Annotated in this window: 23 protein-coding genes; 11 read left to right on the top strand and 12 right to left on the bottom strand. The window is 74.1% G+C overall.

Annotation, left to right across the window (positions count from 1 at the left end):
* Positions 1-42 precede the first annotated feature (42 nt).
* Both gnd and JOE61_RS15705 read left to right on the top strand, forming a co-directional pair.
* The gene (gene gnd, locus JOE61_RS15710) at positions 43-1,503 is read left to right on the top strand and encodes an NADP-dependent phosphogluconate dehydrogenase (RefSeq protein WP_193667094.1); all 1,461 of its coding nucleotides are present in this window, start codon (positions 43-45) and stop codon (positions 1,501-1,503) included.
* A 40-nt stretch (positions 1,504-1,543) separates the two neighbouring features.
* Positions 1,544-2,218 (top strand): Type 1 glutamine amidotransferase-like domain-containing protein, encoded by a 675-nt coding sequence (locus JOE61_RS15705; RefSeq protein ID WP_227491141.1) that lies wholly within the window; start codon positions 1,544-1,546, stop codon positions 2,216-2,218.
* Here the strand turns inward: JOE61_RS15705 and JOE61_RS15700 are convergent.
* Both JOE61_RS15700 and JOE61_RS15695 read right to left on the bottom strand, forming a co-directional pair.
* On the bottom strand, positions 2,215-3,588 hold the full coding sequence (locus JOE61_RS15700; protein ID WP_193667092.1) for a pyridoxal phosphate-dependent decarboxylase family protein: 1,374 nt from the start codon (positions 3,586-3,588) through the stop codon (positions 2,215-2,217). The genes JOE61_RS15705 and JOE61_RS15700 overlap by 4 nt on opposite strands.
* 9 nt (positions 3,589-3,597) lie before the next feature.
* Positions 3,598-4,245, bottom strand: a complete 648-nt coding sequence (locus JOE61_RS15695; RefSeq protein WP_193667091.1) for a TetR/AcrR family transcriptional regulator C-terminal domain-containing protein — start codon at positions 4,243-4,245, stop codon at positions 3,598-3,600.
* Positions 4,246-4,341: 96 nt separating this feature from the next.
* On the opposite strand from JOE61_RS15695, the gene JOE61_RS15690 reads away from it, so the two are divergent.
* Positions 4,342-5,307, top strand: coding sequence for an NAD(P)-dependent alcohol dehydrogenase (locus JOE61_RS15690; RefSeq protein WP_193667090.1), 966 nt, complete (start codon positions 4,342-4,344; stop codon positions 5,305-5,307).
* On the top strand, positions 5,304-6,047 hold the full coding sequence (locus JOE61_RS15685) for a DUF4386 domain-containing protein (RefSeq protein WP_193667089.1): 744 nt from the start codon (positions 5,304-5,306) through the stop codon (positions 6,045-6,047). The genes JOE61_RS15690 and JOE61_RS15685 overlap by 4 nt, the downstream gene beginning before the upstream one ends.
* A 39-nt stretch (positions 6,048-6,086) precedes the next feature.
* On the opposite strand, the gene JOE61_RS15680 is transcribed toward JOE61_RS15685, so the two are convergent.
* The 3 genes from JOE61_RS15680 to lpdA are packed head-to-tail and all read right to left on the bottom strand — an operon-like array spanning position 6,087 to position 9,320.
* Positions 6,087-6,485, bottom strand: a complete 399-nt coding sequence (locus JOE61_RS15680; RefSeq protein WP_193667088.1) for a hypothetical protein — start codon at positions 6,483-6,485, stop codon at positions 6,087-6,089.
* Positions 6,486-6,493: 8 nt separating this feature from the next.
* Entirely contained in the window at positions 6,494-7,888 is a 1,395-nt protein-coding gene (locus tag JOE61_RS15675) for an NAD(P)H-quinone dehydrogenase (RefSeq protein WP_193667087.1), read from the bottom strand.
* Positions 7,889-7,916: 28 nt separating this feature from the next.
* A complete protein-coding gene (gene lpdA / locus JOE61_RS15670) occupies positions 7,917-9,320 on the bottom strand; it encodes a dihydrolipoyl dehydrogenase (RefSeq protein ID WP_193667086.1) in 1,404 nt (467 codons plus the stop codon).
* 46 nt (positions 9,321-9,366) lie between these two features.
* On the opposite strand from lpdA, the gene JOE61_RS15665 reads away from it, so the two are divergent.
* From JOE61_RS15665 to JOE61_RS15650, 4 genes are read left to right on the top strand one after another with little or no spacing between them, the layout of a single operon-like run.
* Positions 9,367-9,819, top strand: coding sequence for a gamma-glutamylcyclotransferase (locus JOE61_RS15665; RefSeq protein WP_193667085.1), 453 nt, complete (start codon positions 9,367-9,369; stop codon positions 9,817-9,819).
* Between the two features lie 44 nt (positions 9,820-9,863).
* Positions 9,864-10,703 (top strand): purine-nucleoside phosphorylase, encoded by an 840-nt coding sequence (locus JOE61_RS15660; RefSeq protein ID WP_193667084.1) that lies wholly within the window; start codon positions 9,864-9,866, stop codon positions 10,701-10,703.
* Position 10,704: 1 nt separating this feature from the next.
* Positions 10,705-11,340 carry a TetR family transcriptional regulator gene (locus JOE61_RS15655; protein WP_193667083.1) on the top strand — a complete coding sequence of 212 codons (636 nt, stop codon included), beginning with the start codon at positions 10,705-10,707 and terminating at the stop codon, positions 11,338-11,340.
* Between the two features lie 26 nt (positions 11,341-11,366).
* The gene (locus tag JOE61_RS15650; RefSeq protein WP_193667082.1) at positions 11,367-11,930 is read left to right on the top strand and encodes a TetR/AcrR family transcriptional regulator; all 564 of its coding nucleotides are present in this window, start codon (positions 11,367-11,369) and stop codon (positions 11,928-11,930) included.
* Here the strand turns inward: JOE61_RS15650 and JOE61_RS15645 are convergent.
* From JOE61_RS15645 to JOE61_RS15620, 6 genes are read right to left on the bottom strand one after another with little or no spacing between them, the layout of a single operon-like run.
* Positions 11,917-13,308 (bottom strand): HtaA domain-containing protein, encoded by a 1,392-nt coding sequence (locus tag JOE61_RS15645; RefSeq protein ID WP_193667081.1) that lies wholly within the window; start codon positions 13,306-13,308, stop codon positions 11,917-11,919. The genes JOE61_RS15650 and JOE61_RS15645 overlap by 14 nt on opposite strands.
* A complete protein-coding gene (locus JOE61_RS15640) occupies positions 13,308-14,561 on the bottom strand; it encodes a hypothetical protein (protein ID WP_193667080.1) in 1,254 nt (417 codons plus the stop codon). Before JOE61_RS15640 ends, JOE61_RS15645 begins: the two co-directional genes overlap by 1 nt.
* On the bottom strand, positions 14,545-15,717 hold the full coding sequence (locus tag JOE61_RS15635; protein WP_193667079.1) for a hypothetical protein: 1,173 nt from the start codon (positions 15,715-15,717) through the stop codon (positions 14,545-14,547). The genes JOE61_RS15640 and JOE61_RS15635 overlap by 17 nt, the downstream gene beginning before the upstream one ends.
* Entirely contained in the window at positions 15,690-16,526 is an 837-nt protein-coding gene (locus JOE61_RS15630; RefSeq protein ID WP_372440082.1) for a heme ABC transporter ATP-binding protein, read from the bottom strand. Before JOE61_RS15630 ends, JOE61_RS15635 begins: the two co-directional genes overlap by 28 nt.
* Entirely contained in the window at positions 16,523-17,593 is a 1,071-nt protein-coding gene (locus JOE61_RS15625; protein ID WP_193667078.1) for a FecCD family ABC transporter permease, read from the bottom strand. The genes JOE61_RS15630 and JOE61_RS15625 overlap by 4 nt, the downstream gene beginning before the upstream one ends.
* A complete protein-coding gene (locus JOE61_RS15620) occupies positions 17,590-18,720 on the bottom strand; it encodes a heme/hemin ABC transporter substrate-binding protein (RefSeq protein WP_193667077.1) in 1,131 nt (376 codons plus the stop codon). The genes JOE61_RS15625 and JOE61_RS15620 overlap by 4 nt, the downstream gene beginning before the upstream one ends.
* 185 nt (positions 18,721-18,905) lie before the next feature.
* Between JOE61_RS15620 and JOE61_RS15615 the strand changes: the two genes are divergently transcribed.
* The 3 genes from JOE61_RS15615 (at position 18,906) to JOE61_RS15605 (ending at position 21,080) form a co-directional block, all read left to right on the top strand.
* Positions 18,906-19,568, top strand: a complete 663-nt coding sequence (locus JOE61_RS15615) for a biliverdin-producing heme oxygenase (RefSeq protein WP_193667076.1) — start codon at positions 18,906-18,908, stop codon at positions 19,566-19,568.
* Between the two features lie 76 nt (positions 19,569-19,644).
* The gene (locus JOE61_RS15610) at positions 19,645-20,046 is read left to right on the top strand and encodes a MerR family transcriptional regulator (protein WP_193667075.1); all 402 of its coding nucleotides are present in this window, start codon (positions 19,645-19,647) and stop codon (positions 20,044-20,046) included.
* A gap of 8 nt (positions 20,047-20,054) precedes the next feature.
* Positions 20,055-21,080, top strand: a complete 1,026-nt coding sequence (locus JOE61_RS15605) for an aldo/keto reductase (protein WP_193667074.1) — start codon at positions 20,055-20,057, stop codon at positions 21,078-21,080.
* 30 nt (positions 21,081-21,110) lie between these two features.
* Here the strand turns inward: JOE61_RS15605 and JOE61_RS15600 are convergent, their stop codons facing one another.
* Complete coding sequence (locus tag JOE61_RS15600; RefSeq protein ID WP_193667073.1) at positions 21,111-21,383, bottom strand: hypothetical protein; 273 nt, start codon at positions 21,381-21,383, stop codon at positions 21,111-21,113.
* Positions 21,384-21,421: the final 38 nt, after the last annotated feature.

Raw genomic sequence — 21,421 nt, 5'->3', positions numbered from 1 at the left:
TACCGTCGAGAGGAGCACGCCACCGACCACTCGAGGAGCACCGTGAGCGACACCGAGCAGACCACCCAGACCAGCGGCGAGGCCACCATCGGCGTCATCGGGCTGGCGGTGATGGGCTCCAACCTCGCCCGCAACCTGGCCTCCCGCGAGGGCAACACGGTCGCGGTCTACAACCGCACCACCGCCAAGACCGACGCGCTGGTCGAGGAGCACCCCGAGGCCGGCTTCGTCGCCGCGGAGACCATCGACGACTTCGTCGCCTCCCTGGCCACGCCGCGCACGGCGATCATCATGGTGCAGGCCGGCGCCGGCACCGACGCGGTCATCGAGCAGCTCGCCGAGCGGTTCGAGGAGGGCGACATCATCGTCGACGGCGGCAACGCCGACTTCCACGACACCATCCGCCGCGAGGAGGAGCTGCGCGGGCGCGGTCTGCACTTCGTCGGCTGCGGCATCTCCGGCGGCGAGGAGGGCGCGCTCAACGGCCCCTCGCTGATGCCCGGCGGCTCGAAGGAGGCCTGGGAGGCCATCGGCCCCGCCCTGCGCTCCATCGCCGCGGTCGCCCAGGACGAGCCCTGCGTCACCCACGTCGGCAGCGACGGCGCCGGCCACTTCGTCAAGATGGTCCACAACGGCATCGAGTACGCCGACATGCAGCTGATCGCCGAGTCCTACGACCTGCTGCGGCGCATCGGCGGCCACGACCCCGCCTCGCTCGCCGACGTCTACGCCGAGTGGAACGAGGGCGACCTGGAGTCCTACCTCATCGAGATCACCGCCGAGGTGCTGCGCCAGGACGACGCCGAGACCAGCGGGCCGCTGGTCGACGTGATCCTCGACCACGCCGGCTCCAAGGGCACCGGCGTGTGGACGGTGCAGAACGCCCTCGGCCTCGGCGTCCCGGCCACCGCGATCGGCGAGGCCGTCTTCGCCCGGGCGCTCTCCTCCTCCGGCGAGCACCGCGACGCCGTGCGCCGCACCTTCACCGACCGCCCCGAGGTGCCCGCGGCACCCGACGGCTTCGAGGACGACGTGCGCGCCGCCCTCTACGCCTCCAAGGTGGTCGCCTACGCCCAGGGCTTCGACCTGATCCGCGCCGGCGCCGAGGAGCACGGCTGGGACATCGACCTCGGCGCGATGGCCCGCATCTGGCGCGGCGGCTGCATCATCCGCGCCAGGTTCCTCGACCGCATCGCCGAGGCCTACGACGACGACCCGTCGCTGGTCACCCTGCTCGCGCACCCCTACTTCGCCGAGGCCGTCCGCGACGGCGAGGCCGCCTGGCGCCGCGTCGTCGCGCTCGCCGTCACCGCGGGCGTCCCCGCCCCCGCCTTCGGCTCCGCGCTGGCGTCGTACGACGCGCTGGCCTCGGAGCGCCTGCCCGCCGCGCTGATCCAGGCCCAGCGCGACTTCTTCGGCGCCCACACCTACCGGCGCACCGACCGCGACGGCGTCTTCCACACCCTCTGGTCGGGCGACCGCTCCGAGGTCGAGGCCGGATGAGCCCGGCCGCCGCCCACGACCCACGGACCCGCCGGGAGGCATGGTGAAGCTCCTCCTCACCTCCGGGGGCGTCACCAACACGAGCATCCGTCAGGCGCTCGTCGACCTCGTGGGCAAGCCGATCGCCGAGTCCACCGCCCTCTGCATCCCCACGGCCCAGTACGGGCACCCGTCGGTCGGTCCCGGCGTGAAGGCCTGGGAGTTCATCAGCGGGAGGTCGAGCAACCCGATGGTCGACCTGGGCTGGCGGTCCGTCGGCGTGCTGGAGCTCACCGCGCTGCCCAGCATCGACGAGGAGCACTGGGTGCCCCTGGTCAGGGAGGCGGACGTCCTGCTGGCCGCGGGAGGGGACGTCCTGTACCTGTGCCACTGGATGCGGGAGTCCGGCCTGGCCGACCTGCTGCCCTCGCTGGAGGAGACGACGTGGGTGGGTCTGAGCGCCGGCAGCATGGTGATGACCCCCGAGGTCGGGGAGGACTTCATCCAGTGGCGGCCACCGGGCGGCGACGACAGCACGTTGGGCCTCGTCGACTTCTCGATCTGCCCGCACCTCGCCAGGGACGGCATGCCGGGCAACTCCATGGCCGAGGCGGAGCAGTGGGCGGCCGGCATCGCGGGACCCGCCTACGCGATCGACGACCAGACGGCCATCGCGGTGGTCGACGGCACCGTCGAGGTGGTCTCCGAGGGGCACTGGAGGCTGCTCCCCTCCTAGCCCCCGCACCCGGCCACGGCCGCGCGCACCGCCGCCACCGTGCGGCGTACGTCGTCGTCGGTGGTCGCGGCGTTGGAGACCGAGACCCGCACGACGTCGCGGTCCTGCCAGCGCGACGGTGACATCCACACCTCGCCCGAGCCGGTCAGCCGGGCGCAGACCTCCTGGGTGCGGCCGTCGCCGACGGCGAGGCAGACCTGGGTGTAGACGACGTCGTTGAGCACCTCGACGCCCGCCATCCCGGCCAGCCCGTCGGCGATGCCGCGCGCCCGCTCGGCCAGCCGGTCGACCTGGGCGGCGACGCCGGTGCGGCCCAGCGAGCGCAGCGCCGCCCACACCGGCACGCCGCGGGCGCGCCGCGAGAGCTCGGGCACCTTCTCGTAGGGGTTGCCGGGGCCGACGGCATCGGGCAGGTAGCTCGCGTGCACGCCCATCGCGCTGCGCACCGCCACCGGGTCGCGCACGACCGCGACGCCGCAGTCGTAGGTGACGTTGAGGGTCTTGTGGGCGTCGGTGGCCCACGAGTCGGCAGCCTCGACCCCGCGCGCGAGGTGGGCCAGTCGTGGCGTCGCGCGCGCCCACAGCCCGAAGGCGCCGTCGACGTGCACCCAGGCGCCCCGGTCGTGGGCCGCCGCGACGAGCTCGGGGAAGCAGTCGAAGGCACCCGAGTGCAGGTTGCCCGCCTGCAGGCACACCATCAGCGGCTCCCCGTCAGGTACGTCGGCCAGCGCGGCCGCCAGGGCTGCCGGGTCCATCCGGCCCTGGGCGTCGGCCGCCACCACCACCGGGGCGCCCAGCCCCAGGTAGCGCAGCGCCAGGTCGACCGTGTCGTGCCGCTCGGCACCGACCAGCACGTGCACCCGCGGCGCACCGGTCAGCCCGTCGCGGTGAACGTCCCACCCGACGCGGTCGAGCACCGCGAACCGGCCCGCGGCGAGCCCGGTGAAGTTGGCCATCGTCGCGCCGGTCACGAAGCCGACGTCGGCTTCGCGCGGCAGGTCTAGCAGCTCGAGGATCCACGCCCCGGCCACCTGCTCGAGCGCCGCGACCGCCGGCATCGCGTCGCGCAGGCCGGCGTTCTGGTCCCAGGCGCTCACCAGCCAGTCGGCGCCCAGCGCGGCCGGGAGGGTGCCGCCCATCACCCAGCCGAAGAACCGGCCCGACTGGATGTTCAGCAGCCCCGGGACCGCGCCCACGCCCAGCTCGTCGACCACCGCGGCGGGGTCGCTGCCCTGCTCGGGCAGCGGGCCCCCGAAGGTCGCGAGCATCTCCTCGACGCCGGCGCTCGGCCCCACGGGGTGCTCGGGGGCGCCGGCCCGCCATGCCCGGGCGTGCGCCAGCGCGCGGTGCAGGACCTCGTCGTCGGGCATCTCGACAGACTAGGACCCCTCGAGCCGGGCCGCGAGCCCGTCGAGCAGCAGCTCCAGACCGACCTCGAACTCGTCGCCGAAGGCGTAGCCCGGCTGCAGCGCGTGCTCGAGGGTGAACTCGCGGAAGTAGGGCAGCTGGCCCTCGGGCAGCGCGGTGAGGATCTGCTCCCCCAGCTCGGCGAGGTCCTGCTCGCCGTCGAACGCCAGGCTGAGCTCCTGGACCAGGAAGCCGTAGAGGTGCGCGTCGAGGACGGCGAAGGCGTGCCCGGTCAGCGCCAGGGAGAAGCCGGCCTCGCGCAGGCAGCCGAGCACCGCGTCGTGGTGGCGCAGGGTCTCGTAGCCGGCGTTGCGGCGCGCGTCCATCAGGCCCACCGCCCACGGGTGCTTCTTCAGCACCGCGCGCGCCGAGTGGTGGCGCGCGCGCATCTCCTCGCGCCACGCTCCCCCGACCTCGGGGGCGTGGAACTCCGCGAAGACCGCGTCGACCATGCCGTCGAGCAGGTCCTCCTTGTTGGCCACGTGGTGGTAGAGCGACATCGCCTCCACCCCCAGCCGCTTGCCCACCGAGCGCATCGACAGGGCCGCCACCCCCTCTGCGTCGGCGACCCCCACCGCCGCCGCCACGATGCCCGCCCGAGTCAGGCCGCTCCTGCCCATCCGTGCCTCCTGTACCCGATCTGGTCCTTGACTGAACTTACACCGTAAGCCTACAGTGGGCACCGCAACCTTACGACGTAAGAAACGGAGATCACGATGCGTGCGATCACGCAGCACCGCTACGGCGGCACCGAGACCCTGCAGCTCACCGAGATCGAGGCCCCCACCCCCGGGCCCGACGAGGTGCTCGTGCGGGTACGCGCCGCGGGAGTCGACCGCGGCACCTGGCACCTGATGGCCGGACAGCCCTACGCCGTGCGCCTGGCCTTCGGGCTGCGCCGCCCCAAGTTCCCCGTCGTGGGCCGCGACGTCGCCGGCGTCGTCGACCGGGTCGGCGCCGACGTGACGTCGTTCGCGATCGGCGACGAGGTGATCGGCACCGCCAACGGCTCGTACGCCGACTTCGCGGTCGTCCCCGTCACCCGCCTGGCACGCAAGCCCGCCAGCCTCTCCTTCGAGGAGGCAGCGACCCTGCCGGTCTCCGGCGCCACCGCCCTCCAGGTCGTCCGCCGCGCCGGCGTCGAGGCCGGCGACCGGGTGCTGGTCATCGGCGCCTCCGGCGGCGTCGGGTCGTACGCCGTGCAGGTCGCGGCCGCGCGCGGTGCCGAGGTCACCGGCGTGGCCAGCGGCGCCAAGGCCGACCTGGTGCGCTCGCTGGGCGCGACCCGCGTCATCGACCACACGCGCGACGAGATCGACGCCACCGGTGAGCAGTGGGACGTCATCATCGACCTCGCCGGACTGCGTCGCCTCTCGCTGCTGCGCCGCTGCCTGACGCCCGGCGGCACGCTCGTGATCGCCGGCGGCGAGGGCGGCGACCGCTGGCTCGGCGGCACCCACCGCCAGCTCGGCGCGATGGCGCTCTCCCCCTTCGTCCGCCAGCGCCTGACCTCGCTGCTCAGCAAGGAGACGGCCGCCGACTTCGCCACGCTGGCCGACATGGCCGACCGGGGCGAGCTGCGACCGGTGCTGGAGCGCACCTACGCCCTGGAGGAGGCCGCCAAGGCGATCGACCACCTCGTCGACGGCCACGTGCGCGGCAAGATCGTGGTGGCCCCGTGAGCGCCGCGACCACGGCGCCGCGCACGTCGGCGCGCACCGCCGCCGGCTGGGCCGCGGTCTCCTACGCCCTGCTGTTCGTGCTGGCGATCTTCGCCAACTTCATCGCGCTGGACCAGGTGCTCGACCCGGGCGACGCCCCCGCCACGGCCGCGGCGCTCGTCGAGCACGAGACGTCCATGCGGCTGGGGGCGGCCGCCTTCCTGGCGATCTTCCTGCTCGACGTGGTCATCGCCTGGGCGCTGCTCGTGCTGCTGCGCGCGGTCCAGCCCGACCTGGCGCTGCTCGCGGCGTGGTTCCGGCTGACCTACACGGTGCTGCTCGGCGCGTCGATGGTGGCGCTCTTCGTGGCCCTCGAGCTGGTCGAGACTCCCGGGGCCGCGGACAGCTCGGTGCTGCTGGCCCTGCAGTCCTTCGACTTCCTGTGGGTCGTGGGCCTCTCGGCCTTCGGCGTGCACCTGGTGCTCGTCGGGCTCCTGCTGCTGCGGGCCACCGGCGCCCCGCGCCCGCTGGCGTGGCTGCTGGTGCTCGCGGGAGCGGCGTACACCACCGACACCGTCGTGCACCTGGTGCTCAGCGACTACGAGGCGTACGCCGACCTGATGCTGGCGATCGTCGCGGTGCCCTCGGTGGTCGCCGAGCTGTGGTTCACGGTGTGGCTGGCACTCGTCGCGACCGGCCGTCGCGCCGCGCCGACCGCGCGCCGGCACGCCCACGAGGAGCGGGTGCTGCAGCCGTCCTGACGATCCGTACGCCGCCGTCGGCGCGTCGCGTGAGGCTCGTCAGGACCGTGGGGCGCCGGTCGACTTCGACGGGTCCTCGTCGTCGGCCCAGCAGCGCCACTCGGTCACGTCACCGTGGCTGTTGCTGGCCCGCACGCAGTAGCCGTCCTCCGAGGTCTCCACGACGACGCTCACCCCGGGCGCGGTGGTGTACGCCGACCCGGCGAGCTCGACCGTCTCTTCCGGCCCGAGCACCAGCGCCTCGGGCTCGCCGTGGACGTCCGCCTGCTTGTACTGCAGCAGCGCCATCTCGTAGCGGTCCTGGTACATCGCTCGCTGCCGGTCGGCCCGGTCGTCGACCGCGAGCACCAGCGGGACCAACGCCACGAGGACGACCAGGACGGCCCCGATGAGGGCGACGCCCGGCCAGCTGGTGGTTGCTGCTCCGCGCGAGGACACGTGCGGCGTCAGACCCGGTGCAGCCGGCGGGCGGCCTCGGCGATGGAGCCGCTCATCGAGGGGTAGACGGTGAAGGTCTGGGCCAGCTGGTCGGCGGTGATCGACTCGGCGACCGCGAGGGCCACCGGGTGGATCAGCTCGCTGGCGCGGGGGCCCACCACGACGCCGCCGACGACGATGCCGGTGCCGGGGCGGCAGAAGAGCTTGACGAAGCCGTCGCGCACGCCCTGCATCTTGGCGCGGGGGTTGCCGCCCAGCGGGAGCATCACGACCTCGGCCTGGATCTCGCCGGCGTCGACGGCCTGCTGCGACCAGCCGACGGTGGCGATCTCGGGGGCGGTGAAGACGTTGGAGGAGACCTTCTTGAGGTCGAGGGGGTGCACGGTGTCGCCGAGGAAGTGCCACATCGCGATCCGGCCCTGCATCGCGGCCACCGAGGCGAGCATCAGCACGCCGGTGCAGTCGCCGGCGGCGTACACGCCGCGCGCCGAGGTGCGCGAGACCCGGTCGACGTTGACGAAGCCGCCGTCCTTGAGCACCACCCCGGACTCCTCGAGACCGAGGTCGGCGGTGTTGGGCACCGAGCCGAGCGCCAGGATGCAGTGCGAGCCCTGCACGGTGCGCCCGTCAGTGAGGGTGACGGTGACGACGTCGCCGTCGCGGGTCACCGACTCCATGCGCGACTTCGAGAGCACCTTCATGCCGCGGCGCTCGGAGACCTCCTGCAGCACCAGCGAGGCGTCGGCGTCCTCGCCGGGCAGCACCCGGTCGCGGGAGGAGACCAGGGTGACCGGCACGCCGAGGGCCAGGTAGGCGCTGGCGAACTCGGCGCCGGTGACGCCGGAGCCGACCACGATCAGCTCGGTGGGCAGCTCGTCGAGGTCGTAGACCTGCTCCCAGGTCAGGATCCGCTCCCCGTCGGGCTGCGCCGTGGGCAGCACCCGCGGCGCGGCGCCGGTGGCGATCAGCACCGCGTCGGCCTCGAGGACGGACTCGGCGCCCTCGTCGTCGGTGACCACGACCCGTCCCGGGCCGTCGAGGCGACCGCGGCCCACGACCAGCTCGACCCCGTCGCGCTCGAGGCGGCGGCGGATGTCGCTGGACTGGTCGGTGGCCAGCTGCTTGACCCGACGGTTCACCCGGCCCAGGTCGACCTTGATCGCCGTCGCGGCGTCACCCTGCGGGTCGTTGAAGGTGATGCCGAGCTCGGCGGCCTCGGCCACCTCGCTCATCACCTCGCTGGTCGCGATCAGGGTCTTGCTCGGCACGCAGTCGGTGAGCACGGCCGAGCCGCCCAGACCGTCGCGGTCGACGATGGTCACCTCGGCCCCGAGCTGGGCGGCCACGTGCGCCGCCTCGTACCCGCCGGGGCCTCCCCCGACGATGACGACCTTGTCGCTCATCTGTTCCTTCCGCGCGTCGCTGGATGTCTCAGAGGTTGATCATGTGGCCGGCGATCCCCTCGACGGCCTCCTTCATCGCCTCCGACAGGGTCGGGTGCGCGAAGACGTTGCGGGCGACCTCGTCGGCGGTGAGGTCCCACTTCTGCGCCAGCGTCAGCGCCGGCAGCAGCTCGGTGACCTCGGGGCCGATCATGTGGGCGCCGATGATCTCGTTGTGCTCGGCGTCGGCGACGATCTTGACGAAGCCGACGCTCTCGGCCATGCCGCGGGCCTTGCCGTTGGCCGAGAAGGGGAACTGCGCGGTCTTCACGTCGTAGCCCTTCTCCTTGGCCTGCTCCTCGGAGTAGCCGAAGGAGGCGATCTGGGGCTGGCAGAAGGTCGCCCGCGGGATCATGTCGAAGTCGATCTCGACGGTCTCGGCACCGGCGATCGTCTCGGCGGCGATGACGCCCATCGACTCCGCGGTGTGGGCCAGCATCAGCTTGCCGGTGACGTCACCGATCGCCCACACGCCGTCGACGTTGGTGCGCCCGCGCGCGTCGACCGCGATCGCGCCGCGCTCGGTCAGCTCGACACCCGTGGCGTCGAGGCCGAAGCCCTCGACCCGCGGCGCGAAGCCGATGGCCTGCATCACCTTGTCGGCCTCGAGCACCTGCTCCTGGCCGTCCTTGGTGACGGTGACCTTGACCTTCTCGCCGGAGTCGTCGATCTTCTCGACCTTGGTCGAGAGCATCACGTCGACGCCGAGCTTCTTGTACTGCTTGAGCAGCTCCTTGGACACGTCGACGTCCTCGGTGGGCACCATCCGGTCGAGGAACTCGACGATGGTGACCTTCACGCCGAAGTTGACCATCACGTAGGCGAACTCGACGCCGATGGCGCCCGAGCCGGCGATGATGATCGAGCCGGGCAGCTGGTCGGTGAGGATCTGCTCCTCGTAGGTGACCACCCGCTCGCTGAGCTCGGTGCCGGGGATCAGGCGGGTCTTGGCACCCGTGGCGATGACGAGGTCGTCGCAGGTGTGGGAGGTGACCTCGCCGTCGGCGCCCTTGACGTCGATGCCGTGCTTGCCGTCCTTGGTGCCGGTCAGGGTGCCCCAGCCGTCGACCTCGGTGATCTTGTTCTTCTTCATCAGGTAGTGCACGCCCTTGGCGCTGGCCTCGGCCACCTTGCGGCTGCGCGCATGGGTCGGGCCGAAGGACATCGTGGCGTCGCCCTCGATGCCGAAGGTCTTCTTCTCATGGGTGATCAGGTGGGAGATCTCGGCGTTGCGCAGCAGGGCCTTGGAGGGGATGCAGCCGACGTTGAGGCACACACCGCCCCAGTACTTCTCCTCCACGACCGCCACCGACTTGCCGAGCTGAGCCGCTCGGATCGCCGCGACGTAGCCACCAGGGCCGGCACCAAGAACGAGAACATCGAAGTGGGTCACGCCCACCACCCTAATGCCGACGCCCGACGGTCTAGCCTTCGGTGTCGTGAGCCTCTACGCCGCCTACGGCACCAACCTCGACCCGGCCCGCATGGGCGAGCGCTGCCCGCACTCGCCGCTGCGCACCACCGGCTGGCTCGGAGGGTGGCGCCTGACCTTCGGCGGGGAGGAGCACGGCTGGGACGGCGCGCTGCCCACGCTGGTCCAGGATCCCTTCGAGCAGGTCTTCGTGGCCCTCTACGACGTGACGCCCGAGGACGCCAGGCTGTTGGACTCCCTGGAGTCCGCCGACTCCGGGCTCTACCGCAAGACCAAGGTGCGGGTCTCGACGATGAACGGCGAGGAGGTCGCCTGGACCTACGTCCTCGACGCCTACGAGGGCGGGCTGCCCTCGGCGCTGCACCTGGGCGTGCTGGCCGACGCCGCGGAGGCGGCCGCCGCCCCCGACGACTACGTCGCGGCGCTGCGCCGGCGGCCCTGCCGCTCGACGGGCCTCTGACGACGGGTCTGACGATGGGGACCGCCAGCGTCTAGGCTCACGGCGTGAACCCCAGCGACACGCCCACCGACACGCCCGGCGAGACCCCCAGCGACACGCCGTACGACCTCGCCCAGGCGGCCGCGCGGCGCCTCGCCGAGCTGACCGGCGTCGAGCGCCACGACGTCGCGCTCGTGCTCGGCTCGGGCTGGCTGCCCGCCGTCGACGCGCTGGGCGAGGCGACCGCCGAGATCGAGACCACCGACCTGCCCGGCTTCAGCGCCGCGGCGGTGGCCGGCCACGCGGGCAAGATCCGCTCGGTGCGCTCCGGCGAGCGCAACCTGCTGGTCTTCCTCTCGCGCACCCACTACTACGAGGGCCGCGGCGTCGCCGCGGTCGTGCACCCGGTGCGCACCGCGGCCGCAGCCGGCTGCTCGACCATCGTGCTGACCAACGGCTGCGGCGGCCTCAACGAGGCGTGGACACCCGGGACCCCGGTGCTCATCAAGGACCACCTCAACCTCACCGGCCGCTCCCCCATCGTCGGGGCCACCTTCGTGGACCTGACCGACCTCTACTCGGCCCGTCTGCGCGCGCTGTGCAAGGAGGTCGACGAGACCCTCGACGAGGGCGTCTACGCACAGTTCCCCGGCCCGCACTACGAGACGCCCGCCGAGGTGCGGATGGCCGGCGTGCTCGGCGCCGACCTGGTCGGGATGTCGACCACCCTTGAGGCGATCGCGGCGCGCGAGGCGGGGATGGAGGTCCTCGGCATCAGCCTGGTGACCAACCTGGCCGCCGGCATCAGCGACCAGCCCCTCGACCACCAGGAGGTCATCGAGGCCGGGCGGGCCGCGGCGGAGCGGATGGGCAGCCTGCTGGGCCGACTCGTCCCGCGGGTCTGACATGGCGTCCGAGGCGGGGGTCGAGACCCGGCAGCTGCTGATCGCGGCCGCCAGCAGGGCCTTCGCCGAGCACGGCACGACCAACGCGTCCCTGCTCGACATCACCCGGCAGGCCGGCCAGCGCAACCGTGGCGCGGTGCACTACCACTTCGGCTCCCGCGAGGGCCTGGTCGCGGCGGTGCTCGACCAGCACGCGTCGTTCCTGGCCGAGCGCGAGCTCGCCCTGCTGGCGCTCGCCCAGGAGCGGCCCGGCGACCTGGGCGCGGCCGTCGAGGCCGCAGCCCGGCCCACCACCGAGCTGGCCGAGGCCAGCAGCAGCGGTCGGCACTACGTGCAGATCGTCGCCGAGCTGGTGGCCGAGGAGCGCATCGACATCCACCCCGACGTGCGGGGTGCGCTCGAGCGCACCGGCGGGTGGGCCGTCTTCGACGAGATCCGCGCGCGGATGCCGGCCATGCCCCAGCACCTGACCGACGAGCGCATCGCGCTGATGACCAGCTTCCTGCTGCGCGCCATCAGCGACCGGGCCCGCGCGATGGACCGCGAGCAGCCCGGGCGCCCGCAGCTGGCGACCGACGAGTTCGTCGACAACCTGGTGCGGATGAGCGTGGCGATGCTGCGCGCCGACCTGCCCTGAGCCGGCCACCGCACTAGCATCCGGGCGTGCCCCGCATCGACGCCGGCTCCCTGCAGGAGCACCGCGACCAGCTGCGGCAGCGGGTCTTCGCGGCGTTCGCCGAGCTGATGGCCGAGCGCAGCTTCGACGCCATCACGATGGCGCTCCTGGCCGAGCGCGCCGGGCTGGGCCGCACCGCGATCTACCGCCACTTCCCCGACACCGAGGCGGTGGTCGTGGCCTTCGCGGGCCACGAGACCGACCGCTACGTCGACGAGCTGCGCTCGCGGCTCGCGGGCTGCCAGGACGCTGTCGAGCAGCTGCGCACCTACGTGCGTCACCACCTCGAGCACGGCGAGCGCTTCCACATGGGCCTGGGCCCGGCGTTGTACGGCGTCCTGCCGCAGCGCTCGCGCGGCGCCATCCGCGAGCACGTGGTCGCCGTCGAGTCGGTGCTGCGCGAGGTCCTCGCCGGGGGCGCGAGCAGCGGGCAGCTGGTGGTCGAGGACCTCGACGCCGCCGTGGTGATCGTGCACTCGTGCCTCGGCCCGCGCCACCTGCCGGTGGCGCGGGTCGAGGACTTCGTGGTCCGCGCGCTCAGCGCACGGTGACGCGGGAGCGGTCCACGGCCCGCTGGTAGGTGCTCGAGCCGGTGTAGCGCACGACCACCTTCCAGCGTCCCTTCGCGACCTTCGGCAGCCGCACCGAGGTGCGGCCCCGGCCGTTGAGCGTGTCGCTGACGCGGCGGGTCCGCTCGCCCTTCGTGAGCTTGGTGACCACGGTGCCGGTGGCCCGCCCGTGGTCCCCGGCGACGCGCACCTTCAGCACCCCCGCCCGCGCGGCGCTCGGCTGCCGCTTCGTGGCGACCTGGAGGGTCGAGCGCCCCTTGCGCAGGCCGACGGCGACCCAGTCGATCTCGACCGGCTGCTCGGTGTCCTGGCTGGTCGTCGAGTGCGTGTGGGCCCGCCAGGTGTAGACCGACCAGTCCTGGGAGTCGTCCAGGTCGGCGGGGTCGGCGTCGAGGTCGACCCCGAACGTGCCGTCGGTCATCTGCGCCGCCGGCACCCAGGTGACCGCGGCGAAGGCCTCGGTGCCGCTCTCGCGGTCGTCGACGTCGGGCAGGCCGCCGGCCGGCGCGAGCCCCACGTAGACGCCGTCGTCGCCGGGGTTGGTGACGCCGGTGAAGCCGCTGCCCTCGACCCGCAGCACCAGGGCGTCGCGGTCGGCGGAGGTGGTCGAGACCGACGTGCTGGGCGGCGCCGCGGCCCGGCTCGCCTCGGCCACGAACGACGCCGGCGCCTTCTTGGCGTCCGAGCCCGACCCGGAGGCGTAGAAGTGGGCGCGCACCCCGCTGGTGACCTGGCCCAGGAAGGCGGGGCTCCAGGCCTGTCCGTCGACCGGCTCGTCACCCTCGAGGCCCAGGTCGCCGGCCTCCTGGCTGCCGGGGGCCAGCACGCCGACCCAGTCCGGGGTCGCGGCCAGCGAGGCCAGGTCACCGGGCTCGCCGCTCCAGTCCTCGGTCCCGGCGCTGAAGGTGGTCAGCACGACCCGGGCCGGCTGGGTCTCCTCGGCCGAGCTGCCCATCGCGGCCGCGTTGCCGGCCGAGACCACTGCGGTCAGCTCGCCGCGGCCGGCCTCGTCGACGCTGAGCGCCGGGTCCTCGATGCGCACGTGGTAGTACTCCGTGCCCGCGAAGGCGAACGAGCCGCGCACCACGCCCTGGTAGGCGACGCTGCTCACGCCGGTCACCGGGTCGTGCGAGCCGACGCCGTCGGGGAAGGTGATGACGCCCTCGACGTCCTCGCTCGCACCGTCCGCCAGGACGTGGGTGGACAGGTGGTCGTCGAACTGCTGGGAGACCTCCCAGCGCAGCACGGGGGCGGGGGTGTCGACGTCCGACGTGGCGGCGCTCGGCGCGGCGTGCGCCGGCACCGACAGACCGGCACCGAGCAGCGCGCCGACGAGCGGCACGACCAGGAGCTGTCGCATCAGGGTTTCCTTCCGGGGTGGGGTGTGGGGACGAGCAGGAGGAGCGCGGCCACGAGGAGCAGCGCACCGCCGGCCCACCACGCAGGGGCGGTGGGGCCGGCTGCCGACGACGGCGTGGCCGCGGTCGGACGAGCGGCGGTCGCGGACCACGCCGGCGGGGCGGCGTACGTCGTGGGACCGGTGGAGGGGGTGGGCGCCGCGGGCGCCGCGACCGGGGTCGGGGTTGCCGCAGGGCTCGTCGCCGACGCTCGCGCAGCGGTCGTCGCGACCGACGGTGCGCTGGTCGGGGGCGACGACGCCGTGGGCACCGCCGGCCCCGGGGCCGGGGTCTGGGGGGTGTCGACCGGCGTCTCGGGCTCGGCGCCACCGACGCCGACGGAGACCGGCAGCGGGACCTTGAAGGCGTCGGTCGTGCCGCCGCTGGAGTACCAGAAGGCGGCCGCACCGAGCCGGTCGGCGTAGTCGACCCACGACTGCGGGAACGAGCCCCACTGCGAGCCCTCGGTCTGCTGGGGCACGCCGCTGACGCGCACGCCCTCGTACGCCGGCTGGGCGCTGAGGCCCTCGCCCACCAGGTCGGCGACGTCGACGCCCGGCAGGTCGGCGACCACCACCTCCGCGGGCGCCACCTCCTCCCACACGTCGGGTTCGGCCTGCGAGGAGGCGAAGCCGCTCATCGTCGCGGCCAGCGTGGCGGCGCCCTCCTCGACGACGAGCTCGGGGTCGGCGAGGTGGAAGAAGGACATCCCGGAGTAGTAGAGGACGCTCACCTCGCCCTCCCACGACAACGTGGCGGTGCCGGCGGCGACGTCCACGACGCCCTCGCCGCCCTCGATGACGAAGGTGTGGTTGCTGAACGTGCCGGCGGCCGGGGAGCCCAGCGCCCGGCCGTCGCTGTCGGTGGACAGCCCGGCCCAGGTGGCGCGCTGCCAGGACCTCCCGTCCCACTTCTCGATGCGCACCGCTCCCGCCCGGCGCTGCCAGTCGGCGCGGTCGAGCCGCTGGCCGCCGCGGCCCGGGTCGGGGGTCCGCCCCGCCGAGAGGAAGTTGTAGGTGTCCGGTGCGTGGGCGCGGTTGTGCGTCTCGTTGTTGATGCCCCACCGCAGCACCGCGTCGTCGACGCCCACCGGCCCGTCGACGGGCTCCGGCTCCTCGGTGGCGGGAGTGGCGGCGGTGGCGGTGGGCAGTGCCGTGAGCAGCACCGCTCCCGCGACCGCGAGGCCGGCCAGGGCGCGCTCAGGCCGCCGCCGCACGACGCCTCCTCGGTCCGGAGGGGCGGGGCAGCCACGAGAGCCGGGGCAGCAGCAGGCGCAGCACGGCCAGCGCCAGCACCACCAGCGCCAGGGCGAGGAAGACGGCGGCCGCGCGCTCCTGGCCGAGCATCCCCGGGGCCTGCTCGACGTCGGGTGCCACGGGCACCGGGGCCGCCGTCACCGCGAAGCGCACCGTGGGCGCCGCGTCCGCGCCCGTGTGCAGCCGCAGCTCGTGGGTGCCCGCGGGCAGGTCGGCGGGCAGCGTGATGACTCCCGCCAGCCGGCCGTCGGCACCGGCCTGGAGCGGGCCGACGGCCGACAGCCCGTCGTCGAGCACGGCGCTGACCTGGGCTCCCGGGGCCAGCCCGGCGCCCGAGAAGGCCAGCACCCGTCCGGCGACGGCCGAGGCGCGGTCGACCTCGAGCCCGGGCTCGGGCTCGGGCTCGTCGTCCCCGGCGCGGCCCGGGCCGGGGCTCGACGTACCGGTCGAGGGGGCCGGCTCCGTGTCGTCGTCGGCGGTGTCCGTCGCGGGGCTGGTGGGGGCGGCGCCCTGCTGCTCGCCGCCGCCCTGCAGGTCGCGGACGGCGACGGGCGTGAAGGTCTCGTTGCGCGCGTTGACGACGCCGTGGGCGCCCACCGTCAGGATGCCGCAGGTGAGCCTGCGGCAGTCGATCGTGCGGGCCCCGCCGTCGCGGTCGAAGGCCTCGAAGACCGCGCCCGGCACCGTGATCGTGGCCGACCAGGCGCCACCGGCGGTCATCGAGCCGCCGTTGGCCGAGGACGCGGTGTCGGACCCGGGGAACGCCACGAAGCGCTGGAAGCCCTGGTTGTCGCGGCCCTCGCCGTCGGGCACGTAGAAGTAGTCACGCCCGGTGGCACCGCCCTGGCTGGGGCGCCAGCCGTCGGTGACGTGGCCGAAGAAGACGTAGACGCCGCCGTGGCCGCCGGCCAGCGACTGGAAGCCGCTGCCCCGCACGGTCAGGCGGGTGGCGTACGTCGGGTCGACCGCCGCGGTGCCGTCGGGGCCGGCGACGCTGACCCGGGAGTCGGCGCGGGCGGGTGCGGCGGGCAGCACGACCAGCGGCGCGAGCGCCGCGAGCACGGCCAGGGCGCCGAGCAGGACGAACCTCAGCAGGTGGCGGGGTGCGTGGGGCACGGGTCCTCCTCGTGGTCGGCGGGGACGGGAGCGGGGCGGACGGGGACCACGAGGAGCACGCCGCCGTGGTCGACGACCTCGAGGGGGTGCTCGTAGACCTCGCTGAGCAGGGCGGAGGTGAGCACCTCGCGCGGGGGGCCGTCGGCACGCACGCGTCCGGCGGCCAGCACGCAGACCCGGTCGGCCCAGGCGGCGGCGAGCGCGAGGTCGTGGAGCACCACGACCACCGCGCAGCCGCGCAGCACGAGCCGGCGGGCCGCGCCCAGCAGCGCCTCCTGGTGCCGTACGTCGAGCGCGGCCGTGGGCTCGTCGAGCAGCACCACCTGCGCCTGCTGGGCCAGCACCCGCCCGAAGCTGGTGCGCGCCTGCTCCCCGCCCGACAGGGTCGGGAAGAGCCGCTCGGCCAGGTGGTCGACCTCGGTCCGCGCCATCGCGGCGAGCACCACGTCGTCGTCGTGCCGCGCCCGCTCGGTGCGGTGCCACGGGGAGCGGCCCATCCGGACCACCTCGTGCACCCGGAACCCGAAGGCCAGGCCCTGCTGCTGCAGCAGCACCGCCCGGCGGCGGGCCAGCGCACGCGGGCGGTACGAGCCCAGCGGCTCGCCGTCGACCTCGACGACGCCGTGCGTGGGCTCCACGTCGCCCGCGAGCGCCGCCAGCAGGGTGGACTTGCCGGCCCCGTTGGGACCGACCAGCGCGACCATCTCGCCGCGCCCCACCGTCAGGTCGACGCCGTCGAGGATGCGGGCGCCGCCGAGGGCGACCCCGACGCCGGTGGCCCGCAGGGCCGGCGCGGCCGCGGCGCTCACGCCCAGCCGCCCGCGCTGCGCCGGGCCCGGCGCAGCAGCCAGAAGAAGAACGGGCCGCCGACCAACGAGGTCAGCATCCCGATGGGCAGGTCGGCGTAGGCCACCGCGGTGCGGGCGGCCAGGTCGGCCAGCACCAGCAGGACCGCCCCTCCCAGCGCACTGGCCGGCACCAGCAACCGGTGGCCGGGCCCGGCGACGAGCCGGACCAGGTGGGGCACCACGAGACCGACGAAGGCGATGACGCCGCAGAAGGAGACCGCGGCCGCGGTGAGCACGGCGACGACCACGCTGACCCCCAGGCGCAGCCGCTCGACGTCCACGCCGACGTGACGGGCCGCGCGGTCGCCGAGGGCGAGCAGGTCGAGCTGGCGGGTCAGCAGCACCGCGGCCACCAGGCCGGCGCCGGCCAGCGGCGCGACCACGGCGACGTACTCCCACCGCGAGCCGTTGAGGCTGCCCAGCGTCCAGAACACGATCTCCTCGCGGGCCTGCTGGTCGCCCAGGAAGAGAAGGAAGGCCAGGCCGGCGCTGGTCATCGCGTTGATGGCGATGCCGGTCAGCACGAGGGTGACCACCTCGGTGCGCCCGCCGTCGCGGGAGAGCACGTAGACCAGGAGCGTGGTGACCAGGCCGCCCACGAAGGCGCAGACCGCGATGGTCCAGGTGCCGGCGAAGGACAGGTCGAGCACGATGACCGAGGCGGCGGCGACGGCCGCGCCCGAGGAGACCCCGACGACGCCGGGCTCGGCCAGCGGGTTGCCGAAGACGCCCTGCATCAGCGCACCGGCCGTGGCCAGCGCGGCGCCCACCAGCGCCGCCATGACCACGCGGGGGAAGCGGACCTGCCACAGCGTGTCCTCGCCGCGGGGATGGGCGGGCAGCGGGCCCACGTCGAGACCGAGGCGGTGCAGCACCGAGCCGACGACCTCGGCCGGTGGCACGTCGAGCAGGCCGTGGCCGGCGCTGACGACCAGGGAGGCGGCCAGCGCCACGACCAGACCTCCGAGCAGCGCCGCCCCGGCGAGCGCGCCGTGGGCGGCGGCGGGGCGCTGGACGAGCAGGCTCACCGCAGGGCTCCCGGCGCGTAGACCGCGACGGCGAGGGCGTCGAGCACGGCCGCCGTGCCGGGGCCGTAGCCGAGGACCTGGGCGTCGTCCATGTCCACGAAGCGGCGCCGCTCCCCGGCCGGGGTGCTGGCCAGGGCCGGGAAGCGCTCGAGCAGGCCCTCGACCCCACCGGCCGACTCGAGGCCACCGCTCATCATCAGCACCAGGTCGGGCTGCGCGGCCACGATGCCCTCGTCGGTCACCGGCTTCATGCCCGCCCAGCCGATCTCGCCCGCGACGTCGTAGGCACCGACGGCCTCGATGAGCGCGTCCGCGCCGGATCCCTCGCCGAACATGTAGTAGACGCCCGCCTGGCCCCGGGCGTAGAGGAAGACGGTGCGCAGCTGCTCGTCGAGGGCGTCGGGGGCGACTTCCTCGATGCGTGCGCGCACCGCGTCGACCTGTCGCTCGGTGCGGCGGGCGAGGCGCTGCCCGGCGCGGGGCACGCCCAGTGCTGCCGCCACCTGCTCGGTGAGCGCGGTGAGGTTGTCGAGGCCGCGGTGGGCGTCGGTGACGACGACGGGGATGCCGGCGTCGCGCAGCTGCAGCACCACGTCCCAGGGGCCCAGCGAGGTGTCGGTCAGCACCACCGTGGGGTCCAGGGCCAGGATCGCCTCGGCGTTGAGGTCGTGGCCGTTCTGCGTCACCAGCGGCAGGTCGTCGAGCTCGTCGAGCTGGGTGGACACGTCGCGCCCCACCAGCCGGTCGGCCAGGCCCAGCTCGACGACGGTGCGCGAGAGGGTGCCGTAGACGTCCAGGGCCAGCACCCGGCTGACGTCGGTGACCGTCACCTCGGTGCCCTGCACGTCGGTGAGGGTCACGGGCAGCTCGGGCCGCGGCTCGTCGGCGACCGGGTCGGCGCCGGTGTCGCTGACGACGGCCGTGCCCGGGCCCTGCCACTCGCGGGGGTCGGTGAGCAGGTCCGCCGCGTCGACCTCGGCGAGCGTGGGGACTCCCCCGGCGCTGCTCGCCCGGGCGCCCCGGTCGTCGGGGCCGGGCAACGACGCCCCGCAGCCCGTCCCGAGCAGCAGCACCGCCAGGACGGCGCCCGGGGCCCGAGAGGCGGCTCGGCGGGGGTGCTGCGTCATCTCGGGCGTGCTCCTGTCGACGGCGGAGCGGCGCTCCAGGGAGTAAAGTAAGGTGAGGCTAACATTAGTGAGGCAAGCCTTACCTGACCTGTCCAGACCGGTCGTGACAGATCGTCACGAACGTGCTGACAATCCGTCACGACGCCGCCGTTCGGCGGGCGAGCCACCACCACACGGGGAGACCGATGACCATCACCGAGCCGACCGAGGTCGACCAGCCGCTCTCCACCGCCATGCGGCTGGGCTCCCGGGCCGAGCACGAGGCCGCCGAGGGGTCGCTGTTCATGAGCGAGCTGCTGGCGGGGCGCATCGGCGCGACCGGCTACACGGCGTACCTGCTGCGGCTGCGGCTGGTCTACGACGCACTCGAGTCGACCGTGCGCGAGCACCTCGACGACCCCCACGTGGCGGCGGTCCACGACCCCGCGCTCGAGCGGCTGGGCGCCATCGACGCCGACCTCGAGCACTGGGCACCGGGCTCCTCGCGCGAGGTGGACTCCCCCGCCGCGTCGGCGTACGCCGAGCGGGTGCGGGCCGCCGGCGAGTGGGGCGGCCTCCTCGGCGCGCACCACTACACCCGCTACCTCGGCGACCTCTCGGGCGGCCAGGCGATCGGCCGCATCCTCGACCGCGAGCACGACCTCGACGGTCGCGGCGTCGCGTTCTACGCCTTCCCCGGCATCCCCAAGCCCAAGCCCTACAAGGACGCCTACCGGGCCCGCCTCGACGCGCTCGGCACCAGCCCCGACGACACCCGCCGGGTGGTCGACGAGGTCAAGGTCGCCTTCGGCCTCAACCAGGCCCTCTTCGTCGAGCTCGGCCGGCAGATCGAGGACTTCCGACGCTGAGCCTTCCCCGCGCCACCCCAGCACCACCCTCACGCCACCTTGACCTGGAGCGCACTCCAGGCGCGAGACTGGGCCGGTGCCCACCTACTCGATCGCGCAGGCAGCCGAGCGCAGCGGGCTCAGCGCCGACACCCTGCGCTACTACGAGCGCGACGGGCTGATGCTGCGCCCGGTGCCGCGCGCGAGCAGCGGGCACCGCCGCTACGACGAGCAGGACCTGCGGTGGGTGCTGCTGCTGACCCGGCTGCGCGCCACCGGCATGCCGATCCGCGACGTGCGCCGCTACGCCGACCTGGTGCGCGCCGGCGCCGGCAACGAGGCCGAGCGGCTCACCCTGCTGCAGGCGCACCGCCAGGTGGTGCTGGCCCAGCTGGCCGAGGTCACCGACCACCTCGGGGCCATCGACCAGAAGATCGGCATCTACGAGGACGTCGTCCTCGGAGCGGGGCTTGACCTGGAGCGCGCTCCAGGGTCTTGAGTGGGGTCATGACCACTCCCACAGGTTCCACCGGTCCCACCGGCATCCACCCCCGCACCCTCGGCACCACCTCCCCGCTCACCGTCTCGGCCCTGGGCCTGGGCTGCATGGGCATGTCGGAGTTCTACGGCACCTCCGACGAGCAGACCGCGACCGCGACCATCCACCGCGCCCTCGACCTGGGCGTCACCCTCCTCGACACCGCCGACATGTACGGCCCCTTCACCAACGAGCAGCTCGTCGGGGCCGCCATCGCCGACCGGCGAGACGACGTCCAGCTGGCCACCAAGTTCGGCAACGAGCGCCGCGCCGACGGCACCCGGGTCGGCATCAACGGCCGCCCCGACTACGTCCGCGCCGCCTGCGACGCCTCCCTGCAGCGCCTGGGCGTCGACCACATCGACCTCTACTACCAGCACCGCGTCGACCCCGACGTGCCGATCGAGGAGACCGTGGGCGCGATGGCCGGGCTCGTCGAGGCCGGCAAGGTCCGCCACCTCGGCCTCTCGGAGGCCTCGGCCACGACCATCCGCCGCGCCCACGCGACGTACCCGATCACGGCGCTGCAGAGCGAGTACTCGCTCTTCAGCCGCGACCTCGAGGACGAGGTGCTGCCGACGCTGCGCGAGCTCGGCATCGGCCTGGTCCCCTACTCCCCGCTCGGGCGCGGCCTGCTCACCGGCGCCATCACCTCCGAGGACTCGCTCGAGGAGGGCGACTCGCGGCGCTCCGGCTACTTCCCCCGCATGAACGGCGAGGGGCTGCGCGCCAACCTGGTGCTGGTCGAGCGGGTGCGCGAGCTCGCCGCGGCCAAGGGCTGCACGCCCGGCCAGCTGGCGCTGGCCTGGGTGCTGGCCCAGGGGCCGGACGTCGCACCGATCCCCGGCACCAAGCGGATCCCCTACCTCGAGGAGAACGTGGGCGCTCTCGAGGTGGTGCTCACCGGCGACGACCTGGGCGCCCTCGCCGCCGCCGTGCCGCGCGAGGCGGTCGTCGGCGAGCGCTACGGCGACATGAGCTCGATCGACCGCTGAGGCCGCCCGCGCCCGGGCCCCTGGGGTCGCTCAGGAGTAGCGGTGGCTCTTGGCCGCGTGGCCGTGCTCGCGGGTGCAGGTGCGCCCGCTCATGTTGCGGTGCCCGCACAGGGCGTCAGGCTGCGCGGCGTCCGTCTTCTCGGGCTGCGCCTCGGCCGCCGGCCTCGCGGCGGGCGGGGCCACCGGGGGCCGGGTGCGCGCCGGGGGCGGCTTCTGCCCCGTCTTCTGGGTCTTCTGGGTGGCCTTCTGCGCAGCCTCGTACTTGGCCTCGCGCATCGCCCGCAGGGCGTCCATCTTGCTCATCGTCGCTTCACCCCTCGATCCTAGGCGCGGGCGCCGAC

It is taken from the genome of Nocardioides salarius, from assembly GCF_016907435.1.
GTDB lineage: Bacteria > Actinomycetota > Actinomycetes > Propionibacteriales > Nocardioidaceae > Nocardioides > Nocardioides salarius.
Note: the sequence above shows the minus strand (reverse complement) of the source record. Positions and strands in the feature narration are given on the sequence as shown.